This is a genomic window from Streptomyces spinosus, from assembly GCF_020400655.1.
In the GTDB taxonomy this organism is placed as follows: domain Bacteria; phylum Actinomycetota; class Actinomycetes; order Streptomycetales; family Streptomycetaceae; genus Streptomyces; species Streptomyces argyrophylli.
Genome location: NZ_JAINRC010000018.1, coordinates 113,354 through 130,894, shown reverse-complemented (window position 1 = coordinate 130,894; position 17,541 = coordinate 113,354). Strand labels below are relative to the sequence as shown.

Sequence of the window (17,541 nt, the reverse complement as noted above, 5' to 3'; positions counted from 1 at the left end):
CCCTCATGACCGACGCCCCTTCAGGCCGGCGACGCATCAACGTCACCTTCTCTCCCCCCACCCCCAACGGGGACCTCCACCTCGGCCACCTCGCCGGCCCGGTGCTCGCCAGCGACGTGTGCGCCCGCTCCCAGAAGATCCTCGGACACGACGTCGCCTTCGGCACCAGCACCGACGACAACCAGACCTACGTCGTCACCACGGCCGAGCGCATCGGAACCGACCCCGAGTCGCTCATCCGGCACGCCTACGACAGCATCAGCCGCACGCTGAGCCTCGCAGCCGTCGACGTCGACCTCTTCGAACGCCCCGACGACGACTACACCGCCTTCGTGCGGGACTTCTTCACCCGCCTGTGGGAGAACGGCGCCTTCGACCGGCGCGAAGTGGAACTGCCCTACGACGCCGCCACCGGCACCTACAAGGCCGAGGCGTTCGTCACCGGGCGCTGCCCCACCTGCCTGGCACACGCCAGGGCCGGCGTCTGCGAGGCCTGCGGGCTGTACAACCTGCCCGGTGCCCTGCTGCCCGCCGGCGGAACGGGCGGCGATCTGCCGCGCCGGCCTGTCTCCATCTGGGTCCTGGACCTGGAGCGCTACCGCTCCATGCTCACCGACTGGTACGCGGACTCCGACGTACAGCTGCGCCCCGACCTGGCCCGCGTGGTCGAGCAGACGCTCGCGGGCCCCCTGCCGTACATTCCGATCACCTACCCGCTGACCTGGGGCATCACCGTCGACTGGGACGGCGGCGGCCAGGGCGGGCAGACCGTCAACGCCTGGCCCGAGATCTACGTCGGCCACGTCTACTGGCTCCAGCGGACCCGCGGCGGCCGGGAGAGCGTCGACGAACTGGTCCAGTTCATCGGCATCGACAACGGCTTCTACAACGCCTTCGTCTACGTGGCGCTGTCCCTGCTCGCCGCCCGCCACGGACTGCCCGTCGAACCGACCAGGACACGCACCCTCACCAACCAGTACTACCTGCTGGAGGGCCGCAAGTTCTCCACGAGCAAGGGCGACGTCCGCTGGGCGGGGGAGTACCTGGAGAGCGTCGGCCGCGACCGCACCCGGTTCGTACTGTCCCTGACCAGCCCCGAGCTCCAGCAGTCGGAGTTCAGCGAGCCCGTGGCCGCCGCCACGATCACCACACGGTTCGACACCCCGCTGTCGAAGATCCGCAGCGCTCTGGCGGAAACCGCGACCGGCCGGCGCGTCGACACCGAGCCCTCCGCGTGGTGGGTGACCGCACTGAACGCCTCCCGGCAGCGCTTCGAGGACGCCTACCGACTGGAGTCGTTCTCCATCCGCAAGGCCGCAGAGGCGCTCGCACTGCACCTGGAAGTCCTCGCCCTGCGCTGCGAGAACCTCGACGCCGACGATCCGGCCGACGTCAGCGGCGCCCTCCAGTTCCTGTGGAGCCTGCGCACGCTCGCCTGGCCGCTCACCCCCGACCTGTGCCGGCACATCACCGCGGCCTTCGGCGCCGCCGCCGACACCGCCCCGCCGCTGCTCGCCGCTCTCCACGACCGGCCCCCCGGCGCCTTCGCCGGCCTGACGGACTCCCTCCCGTAACAGGCCCGCCCGAGATCCCGGCCCCGGCCGCGGAACACGGCGCCCCCGCACCACCCGCCTCAACCGACCGGCATCACCCACCTGGACAAGGAGCCGCACCATGCTGCGCACGTTCATGCACTCGAAGATCCACCGCGCGACCGTCACCGACAGCAACCTCAACTACGTCGGATCCATCACCATCTCGCCGGAACTGCTCGAAGCCGCCGGCATCGGCGTCCACGAACTGGTGCACGTCGTCAACATCAACAACGGCGCGCGCTTCGAGACCTACACCATCCTCGACGAGTCTCCGCAGGCGCCCAAGGGACACGTCGTCATCAACGGCGCCGCGGCCCGGCTCGTCCAGCCCGGCGACAAGGTCATCATCATCAGCTACGCCCAGCTCGACGAAGAGGAGCGGATCGGGTTCAAGTCCCGGGTCGTCCACGTCGACGACGCCAACGCGATCACCGACACGGCGCTGCTGAGTTCCTGACCGCAGACCGGCCCCGCTGCATCGCGCAGCCCCCCACGCGCAGAACCTGCCGGCGCCGCAGGGCCGCTCACGGCACCTGCGGCAGCCAGGGCGTCTCGAAGGACCCCAGCCGCAGGTGCCCGCCGCCTTTGCACGCACGACAAGCCGAGGGACATCACACGATGAAACAGAAAGTCCACCCCGTTCTGGGCATCGGATTCGGACCGGCGAACCTCTCCCTGGCCGTGATCCTCGAAGAGGTCGGACGCCTGAGCGACGCCCATTTCATCGAACGCTCACCCGGCTTCCAGTGGCAGGACGAACAGCTCCTGTCCGGCGCGGACATCCAGAACAACCCCTTCCGCGACCTCGCGATGCAGCGCAACCAGGACAGCCCCCACACGTTCATCAAGTACCTGGCCTCCCGCGGAGCGCTGACCGACTACCTCCACCTCAACGCCAAGTTCCCGCTGCGCCGCGAATACGGCGCCTACCTCGCCTGGGTCGCCGGCGCGTTCGCCGACCGGGTCGACTACGGCCGGAGCGCCGCCCAGCTCACGCTCCGGGACGACCAGGACGGCAACGAGGTGTTCTGCGTCAAGACCCAGGACGGCCGGCAGTACTTCGGCCAGACACTCGTCCTGGGAACCGGGCGCTCCCCCCGCATCCCCCACCCCTTCCCCGCCAGCCTCGGCGACACCGTGTTCCACTCCACCCGCTACCTGTCCTCCGTCAACGCCTTCAACGACCAGGACATCCGCGTCGCCGTCATCGGAGCCAGCCAGAGCGCCATCGAGATCGTGCTCGACCTGCTGGAGCGGCCCAACGTCCGCCAGGTGACCTCCATCCACCGCAGCATCGGCTTCCGCCTCAAGGACACCAGCCCCTACAGCCGCCAGGTGTTCCTGCCCGAGTTCGTCGACTACTTCCACCCGCTGCCCGCGGCGGTCAAACGCCGCCTGCGCACCGACCTGCGCTCCATCAACTACGCCGCCTGCGACCAGGACGTCATCGACCGTCTCGTCACCGTGCAGCGTGAGTACGACCTGATCGGCTCCGACCGCCTCCGTCTGCGCCCCTTCACCGAGGTCACCCGGATCGACGCCCCCTCCGGCACCGGGCCCCACCGCCTGACCATGCGCGAGATCAACCACCACACCCACGACAGCCTCGACGCGGACGTCGTCATCCTCGCCACCGGATTCAAGGACTTCGGCATCAGCGCCGACGACGAGCGCTACCACCCCCTGCTCGAAGGCGTGGCCCACCGGCTCCCTCTCGACGAGGAGGGCATCCCCGAGGTGGGACGCGACTACGCCATCGAACTCAAGGCCCCCGAGACCGCCTCCCGGCCGCTGAGGATCTACCTGAACGGCCTGTGCGAAGCCAGTCACGGCATGGGTGACGCCGGCGCCTTGGCCATGCTCTCCGCCCGCGCCTCGGACATCGCCGACTCCCTCCTGACGCCACCCGCCCCCACCCTCCCCCGCCCCGCGCACGAGGCGCTGCGATGACGGCAGCGCTGAGGGCGGACGTCGCCATCGTCGGCGCCGGAATCATCGGCCTCGCCGGCGCCGAACATCTCACCGCCCACGGCGCCAGCGTCGTCGTCATCGACGACTCCGCCACCGACGCGGCCACGCCCGTCTCCGGCGGCCTCATACGCGCCTTCGACCCGGCCGGCGCCTACGCCGCCTGGCTGGTCGAAAGCTGCGCCCGCTACCTGGCCCGCGGCCGGCACGGCTCCTGGCCCGCCGTCCGCCGGCACGGCAGCCTCACCCTGATCGACGAGGGCGACCTCGGCCGGGCCGCGCCCCGCATCGAGGCGGTGCGCAGCGCCGGACTCCCCGTCGAGGTCCTCGACGCCGGCGACATCGTCAAGCGCCACCCGCAGCTCACCGTCCCCCGCCACGTCCTCGGCGTGATGGAGCCGCGGGCCGGATGGCTGCCGGCCGCCGACACCCTCCGGGCCCTGCACCGCGACGCGGGCCCCGCACTGCGCCTGCTCCGCGCCCGGGCCCTCAGCCTCACGCACTCCTCCTCGCGCGTGCGGGGCGTGCGGACCTCCGGCGCGGACGTCCACGCCGACGCGGTGCTCCTCGCCGCCGGCGTGGGCAGCACGCCCCTCGCGGCGTCCGCCGGCGTCCACCTTCCGCTGCGCACGAGAGCGGTGAGCTACTGCCTGTTCCGCGTCGAGGACACCACCGGCCTGCCCACCATGGTCGACCACACCACAGGCGCCTGGCTGCGCCGATGGGACACGGACCGCACCGTCCTGGCCGGCGTCCCCTCGACCCGCACCGGCGTACCCGCCCGCACCCGCGACGGCGTCGACACGGCCGAGGCGGAACGCGTCCGCGCCGTCGTCGCGCGGCGCTTTCCGCAGCTCGCCGGCGCCGCCGCCGTCGGCGGTGTCACGGCCTACGACGCGATGGTGCCGGAGGCCGGTCCCGGATCGGTGACCAGCTGGCCCAGCCCGCGCGGACTGGTGACCGCGGCCGGCTGGAACGGGGGCGGGTTCAAAATCGCCCCCGCCGTGGGCCGCCAGGCCGCCGACCACCTCCTGGAGGCGCTGCAACGATGACGCGCGCGACACGGTGGCGTCTGAACTCCACCGACGAAATGCTGCACCAGGCCGCCACGGCACTGGGCTCCTCCCGCATCGTCCAGGTCCTGTGGCGCCTCCCCGGTCCGCTGCCCGAAAGCGAACTGAACGCCGAATGGCAGCGCCTCGACCGTGGCCTGCTCAGCCGTACCGCGGTAAGGAGCTCGGTCCCCGCCGCCCGGCGCAAGTGGGTCATGGCGTCCAACACGCACCACCTGGCGATCGACCGCACGCCCCTGACACCGGACACCGCACTCGCATGGGCCGACGCGCAGACCCTCACCCCCCTGCCGGCGGACTCGAGCCGGCTGTGGCGTCTGGCGGCCGCCCCCTACGGCGACGGCTCCCTCGTGTCGCTGACCGTCCCGCACTTCCGGAGCGACGGCCTGGGCCTGCTCCGCGCGATCGCCGCACGCACACCGGCACAGCAGCCCCCCGACAGCGACCTCACCGACGCGCTGGGACAGACCACCCGGGCACTGACACGGACGGCGTCCTGGCTGCTGCGCCGGCCACGGCACCAACGGCTGGCCGTGCTACGGGCCCTCGCCACCCTGTCCGCGCCACGCCAGGGCCCCCGGCCGGCCTCGACGCCCCGCTACTTCACCACGGCCATCGTCACGGCACAGGCCGAGGCGTGGGAGGCCGCCGCACGCCGCCACCACGGCACCGGCAACACCCTCCTCGTGGAGATCGCCGCCAACCTGACGCGCACCCACGTCCCACGCGCACACCGCGAGGACGTGCACGTCGGCATCCCCATGAGCCTGCGCCGCTCCGCCGACGACGAACAGGCCAACGCACTCGTGGTCGTCCCGTTGAGCCTTCCCGGCGGCGCCGCGAACCACCAGGACCTCAAGCCCACCCGGCACGCCACCAAAGAGCTGCTGCGGCACTCCGGACTGCACAGCGCCACCCTCGTCCCCGAAGCCCTCTGGCACCTGCTGCCGTCCCGCGCCGCCGCGGCACTCAAGGCCCCCGGCGCGCAACAGACCGACGTCGTCGCCTCCAACTTCGGCGACGTCGACCACGACGTGCTGGACTTCGCCGGCCGTACCGCCGACTCCCTGGCGCTGCGCACCATGAACGTGCCCGGTCTCCTGCCGGACCGCGCCCGCCTGAGGGCCTCGCTGTGCCTGGTGCGCAGCGGCCGGCAGATGACGGTGACCGTGACCGGCATGCCCGAGCACTTCGGGGACGCCGCCCACCTGCACCACCTCGTGAGCGAGGAGTTCGCGGCCTGGGACATACCCGTGCGGCCCTGGTGGACCTCAACCCCCAACCCCGTGCAGAAAGGCTGACCGATGCCCGGCCCCACGCAGCCTGCCGACCCCGAGCGCTGGTTCCGCACCCGCCCCGACTCCTCCGTCCTGACCCGGCCGCGCCTGCTGGCCCGTTCACTGATCCCGTTGCCGGACCTGGACGAGCACATCGGCTACTACGAGCGCCTCCTCGGTGTCCCGGCCGACCTGCGCATGCCCATCCCCGACTTCGGGGGCCTGGAACTGGCCGCCGTCGGCAGTGTCCTGCTCATCGCCAGCAGCCGTCCCTTCACCCCGATCCAGCGGCAGACGCGCTACTCCCTCATCGTGCCGCACCTGGGGCGACAGCTCGACCTGCTCCAAGCCACCCGTACCACCGTGGTGGAACCGCCCGAGCCGATCCTTCCCGGCGCGCGGGCACGGGTCCGCTACCCCGACGGAACGCTGGCCGAACTCGTCGAACACCGGCCCTGGTCCGGCGAGCAGCCACGGACGGCCATGCCGGGCACCGCACGCCCGCGACCGCGGGAGACCGGCCTGCGACTGCTGCCCCGGCACGCCGTCACCGAGAGCGAGTTCCCCGCCACCGTGCGGCTGTACGAACGGCTCCTCCAGGCCCCCGCCCGTCCCGCCGGCCACCTGACAGGACCCGCGGACGCACACGCCGCCACCGTGGGAGACCTCCTCGTCGTCGGCCTGCCGGGCGCCGCGGTCACCGACGCCGCACAGCCGCGGGCAGCGCTGATCGTGCCCGCGTCCGCCCCCGACCCCACCGCCGGTTCGGTCCTCCTCGCCGGTCAGCTGGGAGCGGACGTCTGGACCGAGAACGCCCCGGCCGCCTCCCGGCCCGCCCCGCGGGTGCGGCCCGGAGCGCGTCATGCCTGAGCCCGCGGGCGCGGCGCGTCACACCAAGCCCACGCGCCGGCTGCACCAGGTGGTCATCCGTTTCGCCGGTGACTCCGGCGACGGCATGCAGCTCACCGGCGACCGGTTCACCTCGCAGACGGCGGCCTTCGGCAACGACCTGTCGACCCTGCCGAACTTCCCCGCGGAGATCCGGGCTCCCGCCGGGACCCTTCCCGGCGTCTCGAGTTTCCAACTGCACTTCGCCGACCACGACATCCTCACCCCCGGCGACGCCCCCGACGTGCTGGTCGCCATGAACCCCGCGGCGCTCAAGGCCAACCTGCCCGACGTGCCGGCCGGCGCGGACATCATCGTCGACAGCGACGAGTTCACCCCCCGCGCGCTGCAGAAGGTCGGCTACGCCACCTCACCGCTCGACAGCGGCGCCCTGGACCGCTTCAACGCGCACGCCGTACCGCTGACCGCGCTGACCACCGAAGCGCTGAAGGACTTCGCGCTGTCGCGCAAGGAAGCGGACCGGTGCAAGAACATGTTCGCCCTCGGCCTGCTGTCGTGGATGTACCACCGCCCCACGACCGGCACCGAGACGTTCCTGAAGCGCAAGTTCGCGGCGCGCCCCCACCTCGCCGACGCGAACATCGCCGCGCTGCGCGCGGGATGGAACTTCGGCGAGACGACCGAGACCTTCGCGGCCTCCTACGACGTCCCGCCCGCGACCAGCGCCTTCCCGCCGGGCACCTACCGCAACATCTCCGGAAACCTCGCCCTGTCCTACGGCCTGATCGCCGCAGGCAGACGCGCAGACCTCCCTGTCTACCTGGGCTCCTACCCCATCACCCCGGCCTCCGACATCCTGCACGAGCTGAGCCGCCACAAGAACTTCGGCGTGCGCGCCTTCCAGGCGGAGGACGAGATCGCGGCCATCGGCGCCGCGCTGGGCGCCGCCTTCGGCGGATCCCTCGCCGTCACCACCACCTCGGGTCCGGGAATGGCGCTGAAATCGGAGACGGTCGGTCTCGCCGTCTCCCTCGAACTGCCCCTGCTGATCATCGACATCCAGCGCGGCGGACCCTCCACCGGGCTGCCCACCAAAACGGAACAGGCCGACCTCCTGCAAGCGATGTACGGCCGCAACGGAGAGGCACCCGTGCCCGTCGTCGCCCCCCGCACCCCGGCCGACTGCTTCGACACGGTGATCGAAGCCGCCCGCATCGCCCTCACCTACCGCACACCGGTCTTCCTGCTGTCCGACGGCTACCTCGCCCACGGCAGCGAACCCTGGAAGATCCCCGACCCGGACGAACTGCCCGACCTGCGCCAGCAGTTCGCGGTCAGGCCGAACCACACCACCGACGACGGAACCGAGGTCTTCTGGCCCTACAAACGCCACCCCGACACGCTCGCCCGCCCCTGGGCCGTCCCCGGCACACCCGGCCTGGAACACCGCATCGGCGGCATCGAGAAACAGGACGGCACAGGCCACATCTCCTACGACCCCGGCAACCACGACCACATGGTCCGCGTCCGCCAGGCGAAGATCGACGGCATCGGCGTACCCGACCTCCTCGTCGACGACCCCACCGACGACGCCGACCTCCTCGTCCTGGGCTGGGGCTCCAGCTACGGACCCATCACCGCCGCCGTACGCCGGCTGCGCGGCGAGGGCGAGCGCGTCGCGCAGGCACATCTGCGTCACCTCAATCCCCGGCCCCGCAACCTCGGCACCGTCCTCGCCCGCTACCGCCGTGTCCTGGTCCCCGAGATGAACCTCGGACAGCTGTCGGCACTGCTGCGCGCCACGTATCTGAAGGACGTCACCGCGCACACCCAGGTGACCGGAATGCCCTTCAGCGCGGAACGACTCGCCACGACCCTGCGGGAGGCCCTCCATGCCCGGTGACCCGCTGCCCCTGGTGCCCTGGGCCGGGACCAGGCAGTCCGCGACGGAGTTCAAGTCCGACCAGGAGGTGCGCTGGTGCCCCGGCTGCGGTGACTACGCCGTCCTCGCCGCCGTGCAGGGCTTCCTGCCCGAACTCGGCCTGGCGCGGGAGAACATCGTCTTCGTGTCGGGGATCGGCTGCTCCAGCCGCTTCCCCTACTACATGAACACCTACGGCATGCACTCCATCCACGGTCGTGCCCCCGCCATCGCCACCGGCCTCGCCACCTCCCGCACCGACCTGAGCGTATGGGTCGTCACCGGCGACGGCGACGCCCTGTCCATCGGCGGCAACCACCTCATCCACGCCCTGCGCCGCAACGTCAACCTCAAGATCCTGCTGTTCAACAACCGGATCTACGGCCTGACCAAGGGGCAGTACTCGCCGACCTCGGAAACCGGGAAGATCACCAGGTCCACGCCGATGGGATCCCTCGAAACCCCGTTCAACCCGGCTTCCCTGGCCATCGGCGCGGAGGCCACCTTCATCGCCCGCACCCTCGACTCCGACCGCCACCACCTGGTCGACGTGCTGCGCCAGGCGGCCGTCCACCAGGGCACCGCGCTCGTGGAGATCTACCAGAACTGCAACATCTTCAACGACGGCGCCTTCGCCGTCCTCAAGGACAAGCGGAGCGCACAGGAAGCGGTGATCCGGCTGGAGCACGGCAAACCGATCCGGTTCGGCCACGCGGGCGGCAAGGGCGTCATCCGTGACACGGCCACCGGCCGGCTGCGCGTGGTCCCCGTCACCGCCGGCAACGAGGCCGACGTCCTCGTGCACGACGCGCACGAGACCGACCCCGGCACCGCCTTCGCGCTGTCCCGCCTCGCCGACCCGCACACCCTGCACCACACACCGATCGGCGTGCTGCGCCAGGTCGAACGGCCCGACTACGACACGCAGATGGCCGGCCAGCTCGACGCCGCCGTCGAACGTGACGGCAAGGGCGACCTCGCGGCGCTGCTCGCCGGCACCGACACCTGGACCGTCAAGGAGTAGCTCCATGACCTACGTCATCGCCCAGCCCTGCATCGACGTCAAAGACAAGGCGTGCATCGAGGAGTGCCCCGTCGACTGCATCTACGAAGGCCCCCGGAAGATGTACATCCAGCCCGACGAATGCGTGGACTGCGGGGCGTGCGAACCGGTCTGCCCCGTGGAAGCCGTGTTCTACCAGGACGACCTGCCCGCCGACTGGGCGGACTACCTGGGCGTCGAGCGGGACTTCTTCGCGACCGTCGGCGCCCCCGGCGGAGCCAGCTCCCAGCCCCCGCTCGAAACGGACCACCCTGCCGTGGCCGGCGAGCCCCAGCGCACCGCCTCCTCCTGAGGCCCCACCGCCGTTCCCCCTACCGGAATCGAGCCCCATGACACCCCCCATCGTGCTCCTGGCCGAAGCCCTCGCACCGGCCACCATCGACGCGCTCGGCCCCCAGGTGGAGATCCGCCACTGCGACGGCGGCGACCGCGCACGGCTGCTGGCGGCCGTGCGTGACGCGGACGCCCTCCTCGTGCGCTCGGCGACCCGGGTGGACGCCGAAGTGCTCGCCGCCGCCCCTCGCCTCAGGGTCGTCGGAAGGGCAGGGACCGGCCTCGACAACGTGGACCTCGACGCCGCGACACGAGCCGGCGTCACCGTCGTCAACGCCCCCGCGTCCAACAGCGTCACCGCGGCCGAGCTCGCCTGCGGGCTCATCATCTCGGTGGCCCGCCACATCCCCCAGGCCGACGCGTCGCTGAAACGGGGACAGTGGCAGCGCGGCCGCTACACCGGTGTGGAACTGGCGGACAAGACCCTGGGCGTCGTGGGACTCGGACGCATCGGGCGACTGGTGGCCTACCGCATGCGCGCCTTCGGCATGCGGGTCATCGCCTACGACCCCTACCTGTCCCCGTCCCAGGCGGCCGAGGCGGGCGCGAAGCCGGTGACGCTGGACGAACTCCTCGCCGTGTCCGACTTCATCACGGTGCACCTGCCCCGAACGGCCGAGACGACCGGCCTCATCGGCCATCAGGAGCTACGACGGGTCAAGCCGGGCGTGCGCATCGTCAACGCGGCCCGGGGCGGCATCGTGGACGAACAGGCCCTGGCCGCCGCGCTGACGGAGGGCCGCGTCGCCGGGGCCGGCGTGGACGTCTTCGCCACCGAGCCCTGCACCGACTCACCCCTGCCGGCCCTCGACAACGTCGTGTGCACGCCGCACCTGGGCGCCTCCACCGTCGAGGCCCAGGACAGGGCCGGCACCACGGTCGCCCACGCCGTCCGGCGGACCCTCGCCGGGGAGCTGGTTCCCGACGCCGTCAACCTCCACGTCACCGCTCCCCTCACCGAGGTGACGCGCTTCCTCCCGCTCGCCGGCGATCTCGGCCGCATCTTCACGGCCCTGGCCGACGGGCAGCCTCCCGTGGATCTCGACGTCGAGGTGCACGGCCCGATCACCCAGCACGACGTCTCCGTGCTGGAACGCGGCGTGCTCGCGGGCATGTTCGCCGACGGCCGGCGGGTCACCCTGGTGAACGCCCCCCTTGTCGCACGGGAGCGCATCGCCGCGGTCCGCTTCCTCACCAGCTCCGAAAGCGCGTCCCACACCGACCAGATCACCCTGCGCGGCACCCTGCCCGACGGCCGTGCGCTCACGGTCTGCGGAGCCCTGTCCGGGCCCAGGAACATCCGCAGACTCACCGGGATCGCCGGCTACGACATCGAGCTGGAGATCACCGACCGGATGCTGTTCCTCCAGTACAAGGACGTGCCCGGCATGATCGGCACCATCGGACGGATCCTGGGCGAGGCAGGGGTCAACATCGCCGTGATGCAGGTGGCGCGGGACACCGAAGGAGGCGAGGCCGCTGTCGCGCTGACGGTCGACAGCGTCGTCTCCCCCGGTGTGCTGCACAGGATCAGCGAGGTGGTCCGTCCTTCCTGGGCACACTTCGTGGACCTGACCACCTGAGTGCTGCCGCGTCGCGGGCACGACGGAGGTGACGGCCGGCGCGGCCCCGCGCCGGCCGTCACGCGTCGTGCGCGCGGAGCGTCGACGGGGGCGGCGAGGTGATGTCGCCGGTGGGCATCTCGTTGACGGGGTGATCTCCCGTGGCCCACAGGTACTGCACGGCGTAACCGCGCCACGGCTGCCACACCCGGGCGCGGCGCAGCAGCGCGGCCGGTGTGCCCGGCAGCCCCAGGCCGGCGGCGGCCGCCTTGACGCCGAGGTCCGTGGCGGGGAAGGCGTCGGGATCCCCCAGGGCGCGCAGGGCGATCGTCTCCACCGTCCACGGCCCCGCACCGGGCAGCGCGCCGAGCCTGGCGCGTGCCTCCTGCCAGTCGCTGCCCGCGCCGAGGTCGAGACGCCCTGACGCCAGCGCGTCGACCAGGGCGAGCACGGCCTCGCTGCGTCTGCGCGGCAGGGCCAGGACGGCCGGGTCGAGGGCCGACAGGGCCGCGGGGGAGGGGAACAGGTGCGTCAGGCCTCCCGTCGCGTCCACCACGGGATCGCCGTGGGCCCGCACCAGACGCGCCGCGTGCGTGCGGGCGGCGGCCGTGGACACCTGCTGCCCCAGCATGGCGCGGACCGCGAACTCCGCGCCGTCGACCGTCTGCGGGATGCGCCGGCCCGGGCTTTTGCGGACCAGCGGGGCGAGCACGTCGTCGTCGTGCAGCGCTTCGCCGTAGGCCACCGGATCGGCGTCGAGGTCCAGCAGGCGCCGGCACCTGTTGATGGCGATGGTCAGGTCGCGCAGGTCGGACAGGTGGAGCGTGCACTGGATGTACGACGCCCCCGTCGGCCTGAGTTCGGCGATGCCGTGCCCATGAGGCAGCCGCAGCGTGCGACGGTACGCGCCGGCCCGCCATTCCTCCACCCCCGGCACACCCGTGACGGCCAGATGTCCGAACAGGCTGTCGGGGCACAGCGGGGAACGGAACGGCAGACGCAGGGCCACCGCCCCCGCGGTGGCCGAGGGACGGCCGCGACGGCGCAGTTCGGAGGGCGTCATGCCGAACACGCTGTGCACCGTGTCGTTGAACGTGCGGATGGAGGCGAATCCCGACGCGAACGCCACCTCCGCCATCGGCAGCGTGCTGGTCTCGATCAGCAGACGAGCGGCCTGGGCGCGCTGGGCCCGCGCCAGGGCCGCGGGCCCGGCTCCGACCTCCGCCTGCAACTGCCGCTCGACCTGGCGCGTCGAATACCCAAGGCGTGCCGCCAGCCCGCGCACGCCCTCCCGGTCCACGACGCCGTCCTTGATCAGCCGCATCGCGCGCGCGGCGAGACCGGCCCGCACGTTCCATTCGGGCGAGCCCGGCGTAGCGTCGGGACGGCAGCGCTTGCAGGCCCGGAACCCCGCCTGCTGGGCGGCCGCCGCGCTGGGATAGAAGGACATGTTCTCGGGCTTGGGCGGGACCACCGGACAGCTGGGCCGGCAGTAGATCTTCGTCGTCAGCACCGCCGTGAAGAACCAGCCGTCGAACCGCGCGTCCTTGGACTGCACTGCCCGGACGCAGTGTTCCGCGTTTTCGTGCATGGGCCCATCCTGAGTCTCCGCCCCCGCTAGGGCTGGCACGTTCACGACGTCAACCTCGAGGCACCTCGTGCGCCGCCGAGGCCCCTGCCCAGGGCCCCCGCGGGACGCCGGCACGGCAGAACGACGCGAACGCCGCCGCCCGTCGGGTCACGTGCGCGCCCTCCAGACGGGCCAGTCCGACATCGAGGGGCGCTACCTCGTCGGCGATCCGGCGCACCTGCACCGCCCGGCCCTCGTAGCTGACGTTCAGGGCGGGGCGCTGGATGAGCAGGGAGTACCCCGCGCCCCGCGCCACGAGGCCGCGGACGACCTCGAAGCTGGACGTGCTGTGGCGTACCACCGGAGCGATCCCCGCCCGCGTGAGCAGGTCGCTGAAGTAGCGGCGGCTGGGCGGCACGTCGAGCATCACCATGTCGAGCCCGGCGAGATCGGACAGACGCACGCTGTCCCGGTCCGCCAGCGGATGGTGCTGCGGCAGGAGAACGTGCGGCTCGACGGAGTGGAGCCTGTCGAACGCGATGCCGTCGTCCACGTCCACTCCGTACAGCAGTGCCACCTCGCAGCGCCCGTCCCGGAGCAGGCGCTGCAACGTGGTCGCGGAGCCCTCGACGAAGTCCAGGGTCACGCCAGGGTGGGCGAAGGGGAACTCCGCCAGCAGCCACGGCACCAGGAACGGGGCCAGCGTCGTGAAGCAACCGATCACCAGAGGCCCGGTCGGACGACGCCCCATCTCCTGCACGCTGGCGCGCAGTTGCTCGCTGCTCGCCAGCAGCGCCTTGGCCTGGGGCAGGAAGAGGCGTCCGGCGGCGGTCAGGGTGAGCCCCTTGGCCCGGGCCCGCAGCAGCAGCTGCGCCCCTACTCGGTGCTCGAGCTCGCCGATGCCGGCCGACACCGCCGAGGGCGACACGTACAGCAGCTCCGCCGCGCCCGTCAGCGTTCCGGCTTCGGCTGCCGCGACGAAATAGTCGAGCTGGCGCAGGCTTATTCGCTCAGACATAAAAAACCCCGCTTGATGCCCAGAATTTTCCGGTTTTCAAAAGGGTCGGCGGCGGGTGAGACTGAAGGCCGCCGAGCCCTGGGAGTTTCGTTATGACGGACATGACGGCATGCCCGGTAAACCACAGCTTCAACCCGCTGGGTGACGCCTACGTCGAGGACCCCTACCCGATATTGTCCGCCGTGCGCGAAGAAGGACCCGCCTTCTATGCGCCGGCGATAGACATGTGGGTGATAACCGGGTACGAGGACATCCAAAGCGCGTTGATGAACCCGCGCGTCTTCTCCGCCGCCGTCGGGCAGCGCCCGGTGTTTCCCCTGACGCAGGAGGCCCAGAGCATCGTCAAGGCCGGATTCCATGCCTATCCGGTCATGTCGGACTGCGACCCTCCTCGCCACACCCGCATTCGCCGGCACAACCAGAAGGCGTTCTCCGCCCGGCGGATCTCGGTCCTCGAGCCCAAGGTGTGGGCCAAGGCGACCGAACTGGTCGACGAGATCCGGCCCGGGATCGTGGACCTCGTCCCCGCGCTGACCTACCCCCTGCCCGCCTACATGATCTTCACCTTCATCGGATTCCCCGATGAGGACATGGACATGCTCAAGTCCTGGTGCGGTAACCGGATCGCCTTCAGCTGGGGCAAGCCGACCCCCGCCGAACAGCGCGACATCGCCAACAACATGGTCAACTACTGGCGTTACTGCGAGGAGTTCGTCGCCAAGCGCGCGGCCGACCCCGTCGACGACTTCACGAGCGACCTCGTCCGGATCCACCGGGAGGATCCGGAGAGCCTCTCGATCGCGGACATCACCAACGTCGCCTACGGCCTCAGCTTCGCCGGGCACGAGACGACCACCAGCTTCACCGGGAACGCCGTGCGCCGGCTGCTGGCCAACCGCACGCAGTGGGACGAGCTGTGCGCCGACCGCTCCCTCATCCCCAAGGCGGTCGAGGAAGTGCTCCGCTACGACAGCAGCATCCCGGCCTGGCGGCGCATCACCACCGAGGCCGTGACGGTCGGCGGTGTCGAGATCCCCGCGCAGGCGAAGATCCTGCTGCTGCTGGGCGCGGCCAACCGCGACCCCGCCCACTTCGCCGAGCCCGAGGCCTTCGACATCCACCGCGAGGACTCCCGCAAGCACCTCGCCTTCGGCCAGGGCATCCACTACTGCATCGGCGCCGCCCTGGCCCGCATGGAGGCCCGCATCGCACTCGACCTCCTGGCGCGGCGCGCCCCCGGCATGCGGGTCGTCGAGGACCAGGACTTCGACTTCCCCGCGAACGTCTCCTTCCGCGGCCCGCGCAAGCTGCTGGTCTCCTGGCCCGGCTAGGACGCGGGGCGAGAGCCGCCCGCGGTGGGTGGGGCGGCCCGTGCGCACGGCACGGGCCGCCCCCCGTTCACCGTTCATTGACCAGCAGTGTCTGCGTGACCTGGCCGCACTCGCCGCTCTGGTCGTACAACTGCCCGACCGCCAGCCCCGACCCGCGAGGGCTGGCGGCCGTGGCCGAGCGCACGCACAGCCACGCCCCGGCCGGCGGCCGGTGCAACGCCAGCGTCACGTCCGTGTTGATGACGAGCCGGCGGTGGTGGTCCAGTTCGAACGCGACGGCCCAGCTGCTGTCCGCCAGTGTCAGCGCGCGGGTGAGCGCGGTGTCCGCTGCCCCCGCCACCAGGGGGATCCGCTGACGCGCCCACGCCACCCCCGGTCCTGGCACGTCGAAACCCCCGCCCGCCTCGAAGCGCCACTCCATGGCCGCGATGTAGCCGTCGAGATGCGCCCCCGCCATGGTGTGCGGGGCCTGGGCGCCGGGCAGCGCCGGCGCGGGCGGATGGGGTCGCAGTGCGGGCGTGTCGGCCGGACTGGCAGCCACCCGCCAGGCCCTGGCCAGCATCACCGGACCGGCGTCCGAGCTGATCTGTCCTTCGAGCAGCTCGACGCGCCGGCCCGCGTGGACGGTCCGCACCGAGACCCGCAGGTCGGCCACGGGGACGGGGCGCGGCAGTTCCACGGTCACGCGGGCGATGTGGAAGCCCTCACGCGGTTCATGCTCCTCCATGGCGCGGCCCAGCAGCGCCGACGGCGGACCGCCGTGCTGCCACTTGGGGCTCCACGGCCCGGCCGTGGCCGTACTGCTCTCGAAACGGCCGCGTCCCAGGTCGTGGTAGAAGGCGTCCGGTAGCGCCGGAGCCGGATGGTTCGTCACACGCTTCCCTTTCCTCGGTGAACGGCGGGCGGGACGGCGCCACCCGCAGACGGCGCACGGCACGCATCACGCGGCACCTCGGGGCCGCCCCCCGCGCTCAGGCCCGGCTGGGCGGGCTTCCCGCCCCCTTGGCACGGAACCAACGACGATAGGCGTCCGGCGACAGGCCCGTGGTCCGGTTGAAGTGCCGGCGCAGGGTCGCTCCGGTTCCCATCCCGCACTGCGTCGCGATCTGCTCGACGCTCATGGCCGTCGTCTCCAGCAGGCGCTGGGCCCGGTGCACGCGCTGCGACAGGACCCACTGCAGAGGCGCCATACCGGTGTGCGAGCGGAAGTGGCGAGTCAGCGTGCGACGGCTGACACGGGCCTGCTCGGCCATGTCGTCCACGGTCAGCTCGTGCTCCAGACGCTCCGAGACCCACGGCAGGATCTGCGCGAGCACCTCGTCCGTGTCGTGCTCGACGACCGCGGGGGCGTCGGTGCCCGGGTCGGCGAAGGGGGCGAACAGGCGGCGGGCCAGCGCCTTCGCGACGGCACTGCCGTGATCAAGGCTGACCACGTGCAGGAAGAGCTCGAGACTGGCGGCGCCGCCCACGGACGTGAGCAGGTCGCCGTCGTCCAGGTACCGCGCGGCCGGGTCGGGCCTGACCTGCGGATAGCGGGCGGTCAGGGCGTCGGCGTGCGCCCAGTGCACACTCGCCCGCCGGCCGTCCAGCAGTCCGGCGGCCGCGAGCACGAACACCCCCGTCGACGCGGCGACGACACGCGACCCCGCGCCGTGTGCGGTCCGCAGCGCCCGGACGAGGGCGGCCGGCGGTTCCTCGTGCACGTCCGGCCAGGCCGGCACCACGATCGTGTGCGCCGCCGGCAGCTGATCTGTGCTCCACAGCCGCTCCACACGGCAGGCATCGCAATTCCGGGCGTCGTCCGGGGCCCAGCCGGCGAATTCGTACCACGGGTCGACAAGGTCGGAACGGTCGACGCCGAAAACCTCACGGGCTGCTGAGATGTCCAATCCAGCAACAATTGAAGGGAAAAGTAGAGCCACGGATATCGGCATGCGGCCCACCCTCATCCGGCTCTCCGCACCGGGTCAACGCAATCTTG

General features: G+C 71.7%; 15 protein-coding genes. 11 read left to right on the top strand and 4 right to left on the bottom strand.

Annotated features, from left to right (window positions below):
* Positions 1–5 precede the first annotated feature (5 nt).
* From LG395_RS31210 to serA, 10 genes are all read left to right on the top strand, one after another.
* Positions 6–1,574 (top strand): class I tRNA ligase family protein, encoded by a 1,569-nt coding sequence (locus LG395_RS31210; RefSeq protein ID WP_225812016.1) that lies wholly within the window; start codon positions 6–8, stop codon positions 1,572–1,574.
* 100 nt (positions 1,575–1,674) lie between these two features.
* On the top strand, positions 1,675–2,052 hold the full coding sequence (gene panD, locus LG395_RS31205) for an aspartate 1-decarboxylase (protein WP_225812015.1): 378 nt from the start codon (positions 1,675–1,677) through the stop codon (positions 2,050–2,052).
* Between the two features lie 161 nt (positions 2,053–2,213).
* On the top strand, positions 2,214–3,545 hold the full coding sequence (locus LG395_RS31200) for a SidA/IucD/PvdA family monooxygenase (RefSeq protein WP_225812014.1): 1,332 nt from the start codon (positions 2,214–2,216) through the stop codon (positions 3,543–3,545).
* Positions 3,542–4,615: an NAD(P)/FAD-dependent oxidoreductase gene (locus LG395_RS31195; RefSeq protein WP_225812013.1), complete on the top strand. Its 1,074-nt coding sequence runs from the start codon at positions 3,542–3,544 to the stop codon at positions 4,613–4,615. Before LG395_RS31200 ends, LG395_RS31195 begins: the two co-directional genes overlap by 4 nt.
* Complete coding sequence (locus tag LG395_RS31190; protein ID WP_225812012.1) at positions 4,612–5,937, top strand: condensation domain-containing protein; 1,326 nt, start codon at positions 4,612–4,614, stop codon at positions 5,935–5,937. Before LG395_RS31195 ends, LG395_RS31190 begins: the two co-directional genes overlap by 4 nt.
* A gap of 3 nt (positions 5,938–5,940) precedes the next feature.
* Positions 5,941–6,783 (top strand): VOC family protein, encoded by an 843-nt coding sequence (locus LG395_RS31185; RefSeq protein ID WP_225812011.1) that lies wholly within the window; start codon positions 5,941–5,943, stop codon positions 6,781–6,783.
* Positions 6,776–8,665, top strand: a complete 1,890-nt coding sequence (locus LG395_RS31180) for a 2-oxoacid:acceptor oxidoreductase subunit alpha (protein ID WP_225812010.1) — start codon at positions 6,776–6,778, stop codon at positions 8,663–8,665. Before LG395_RS31185 ends, LG395_RS31180 begins: the two co-directional genes overlap by 8 nt.
* Entirely contained in the window at positions 8,655–9,707 is a 1,053-nt protein-coding gene (locus LG395_RS31175; protein WP_225812009.1) for a 2-oxoacid:ferredoxin oxidoreductase subunit beta, read from the top strand. The genes LG395_RS31180 and LG395_RS31175 overlap by 11 nt, the downstream gene beginning before the upstream one ends.
* A 4-nt stretch (positions 9,708–9,711) precedes the next feature.
* Positions 9,712–10,038, top strand: coding sequence for a ferredoxin (gene fdxA, locus LG395_RS31170; protein WP_225812008.1), 327 nt, complete (start codon positions 9,712–9,714; stop codon positions 10,036–10,038).
* A 37-nt stretch (positions 10,039–10,075) separates the two neighbouring features.
* Positions 10,076–11,662, top strand: a complete 1,587-nt coding sequence (gene serA / locus LG395_RS31165; RefSeq protein WP_225812007.1) for a phosphoglycerate dehydrogenase — start codon at positions 10,076–10,078, stop codon at positions 11,660–11,662.
* A 58-nt stretch (positions 11,663–11,720) separates the two neighbouring features.
* On the opposite strand, the gene LG395_RS31160 is transcribed toward serA, so the two are convergent.
* Positions 11,721–13,232 (bottom strand): AlkA N-terminal domain-containing protein, encoded by a 1,512-nt coding sequence (locus LG395_RS31160; protein ID WP_225812006.1) that lies wholly within the window; start codon positions 13,230–13,232, stop codon positions 11,721–11,723.
* A 49-nt stretch (positions 13,233–13,281) separates the two neighbouring features.
* On the bottom strand, positions 13,282–14,229 hold the full coding sequence (locus LG395_RS31155; RefSeq protein ID WP_225812005.1) for a LysR family transcriptional regulator: 948 nt from the start codon (positions 14,227–14,229) through the stop codon (positions 13,282–13,284).
* A 92-nt stretch (positions 14,230–14,321) separates the two neighbouring features.
* Between LG395_RS31155 and LG395_RS31150 the strand changes: the two genes are divergently transcribed.
* Entirely contained in the window at positions 14,322–15,560 is a 1,239-nt protein-coding gene (locus tag LG395_RS31150; protein WP_225812004.1) for a cytochrome P450, read from the top strand.
* 67 nt (positions 15,561–15,627) lie between these two features.
* Here LG395_RS31150 and LG395_RS31145 read toward each other — a convergent pair whose 3' ends face one another.
* The gene (locus LG395_RS31145; protein ID WP_225812003.1) at positions 15,628–16,434 is read right to left on the bottom strand and encodes a thioesterase family protein; all 807 of its coding nucleotides are present in this window, start codon (positions 16,432–16,434) and stop codon (positions 15,628–15,630) included.
* A gap of 97 nt (positions 16,435–16,531) precedes the next feature.
* On the bottom strand, positions 16,532–17,494 hold the full coding sequence (locus tag LG395_RS31140) for a GlxA family transcriptional regulator (protein WP_443743015.1): 963 nt from the start codon (positions 17,492–17,494) through the stop codon (positions 16,532–16,534).
* Positions 17,495–17,541: the final 47 nt, after the last annotated feature.

Coding starts and splice junctions, on each gene's coding strand:
- LG395_RS31140 (WP_443743015.1), bottom strand. CDS start 17,494: ATGCCGATATCCGTGGCTCTACTTTTCCCTTCAATTGTTGCTGGATTG.
- LG395_RS31150 (WP_225812004.1), top strand. CDS start 14,322: ATGACGGACATGACGGCATGCCCGGTAAACCACAGCTTCAACCCGCTG.
- LG395_RS31185 (WP_225812011.1), top strand. CDS start 5,941: ATGCCCGGCCCCACGCAGCCTGCCGACCCCGAGCGCTGGTTCCGCACC.
- LG395_RS31190 (WP_225812012.1), top strand. CDS start 4,612: ATGACGCGCGCGACACGGTGGCGTCTGAACTCCACCGACGAAATGCTG.
- LG395_RS31200 (WP_225812014.1), top strand. CDS start 2,214: ATGAAACAGAAAGTCCACCCCGTTCTGGGCATCGGATTCGGACCGGCG.
- LG395_RS31155 (WP_225812005.1), bottom strand. CDS start 14,229: ATGTCTGAGCGAATAAGCCTGCGCCAGCTCGACTATTTCGTCGCGGCA.
- LG395_RS31160 (WP_225812006.1), bottom strand. CDS start 13,232: ATGCACGAAAACGCGGAACACTGCGTCCGGGCAGTGCAGTCCAAGGAC.
- LG395_RS31195 (WP_225812013.1), top strand. CDS start 3,542: ATGACGGCAGCGCTGAGGGCGGACGTCGCCATCGTCGGCGCCGGAATC.
- serA (WP_225812007.1), top strand. CDS start 10,076: ATGACACCCCCCATCGTGCTCCTGGCCGAAGCCCTCGCACCGGCCACC.
- LG395_RS31180 (WP_225812010.1), top strand. CDS start 6,776: ATGCCTGAGCCCGCGGGCGCGGCGCGTCACACCAAGCCCACGCGCCGG.
- fdxA (WP_225812008.1), top strand. CDS start 9,712: ATGACCTACGTCATCGCCCAGCCCTGCATCGACGTCAAAGACAAGGCG.
- panD (WP_225812015.1), top strand. CDS start 1,675: ATGCTGCGCACGTTCATGCACTCGAAGATCCACCGCGCGACCGTCACC.
- LG395_RS31175 (WP_225812009.1), top strand. CDS start 8,655: ATGCCCGGTGACCCGCTGCCCCTGGTGCCCTGGGCCGGGACCAGGCAG.
- LG395_RS31210 (WP_225812016.1), top strand. CDS start 6: ATGACCGACGCCCCTTCAGGCCGGCGACGCATCAACGTCACCTTCTCT.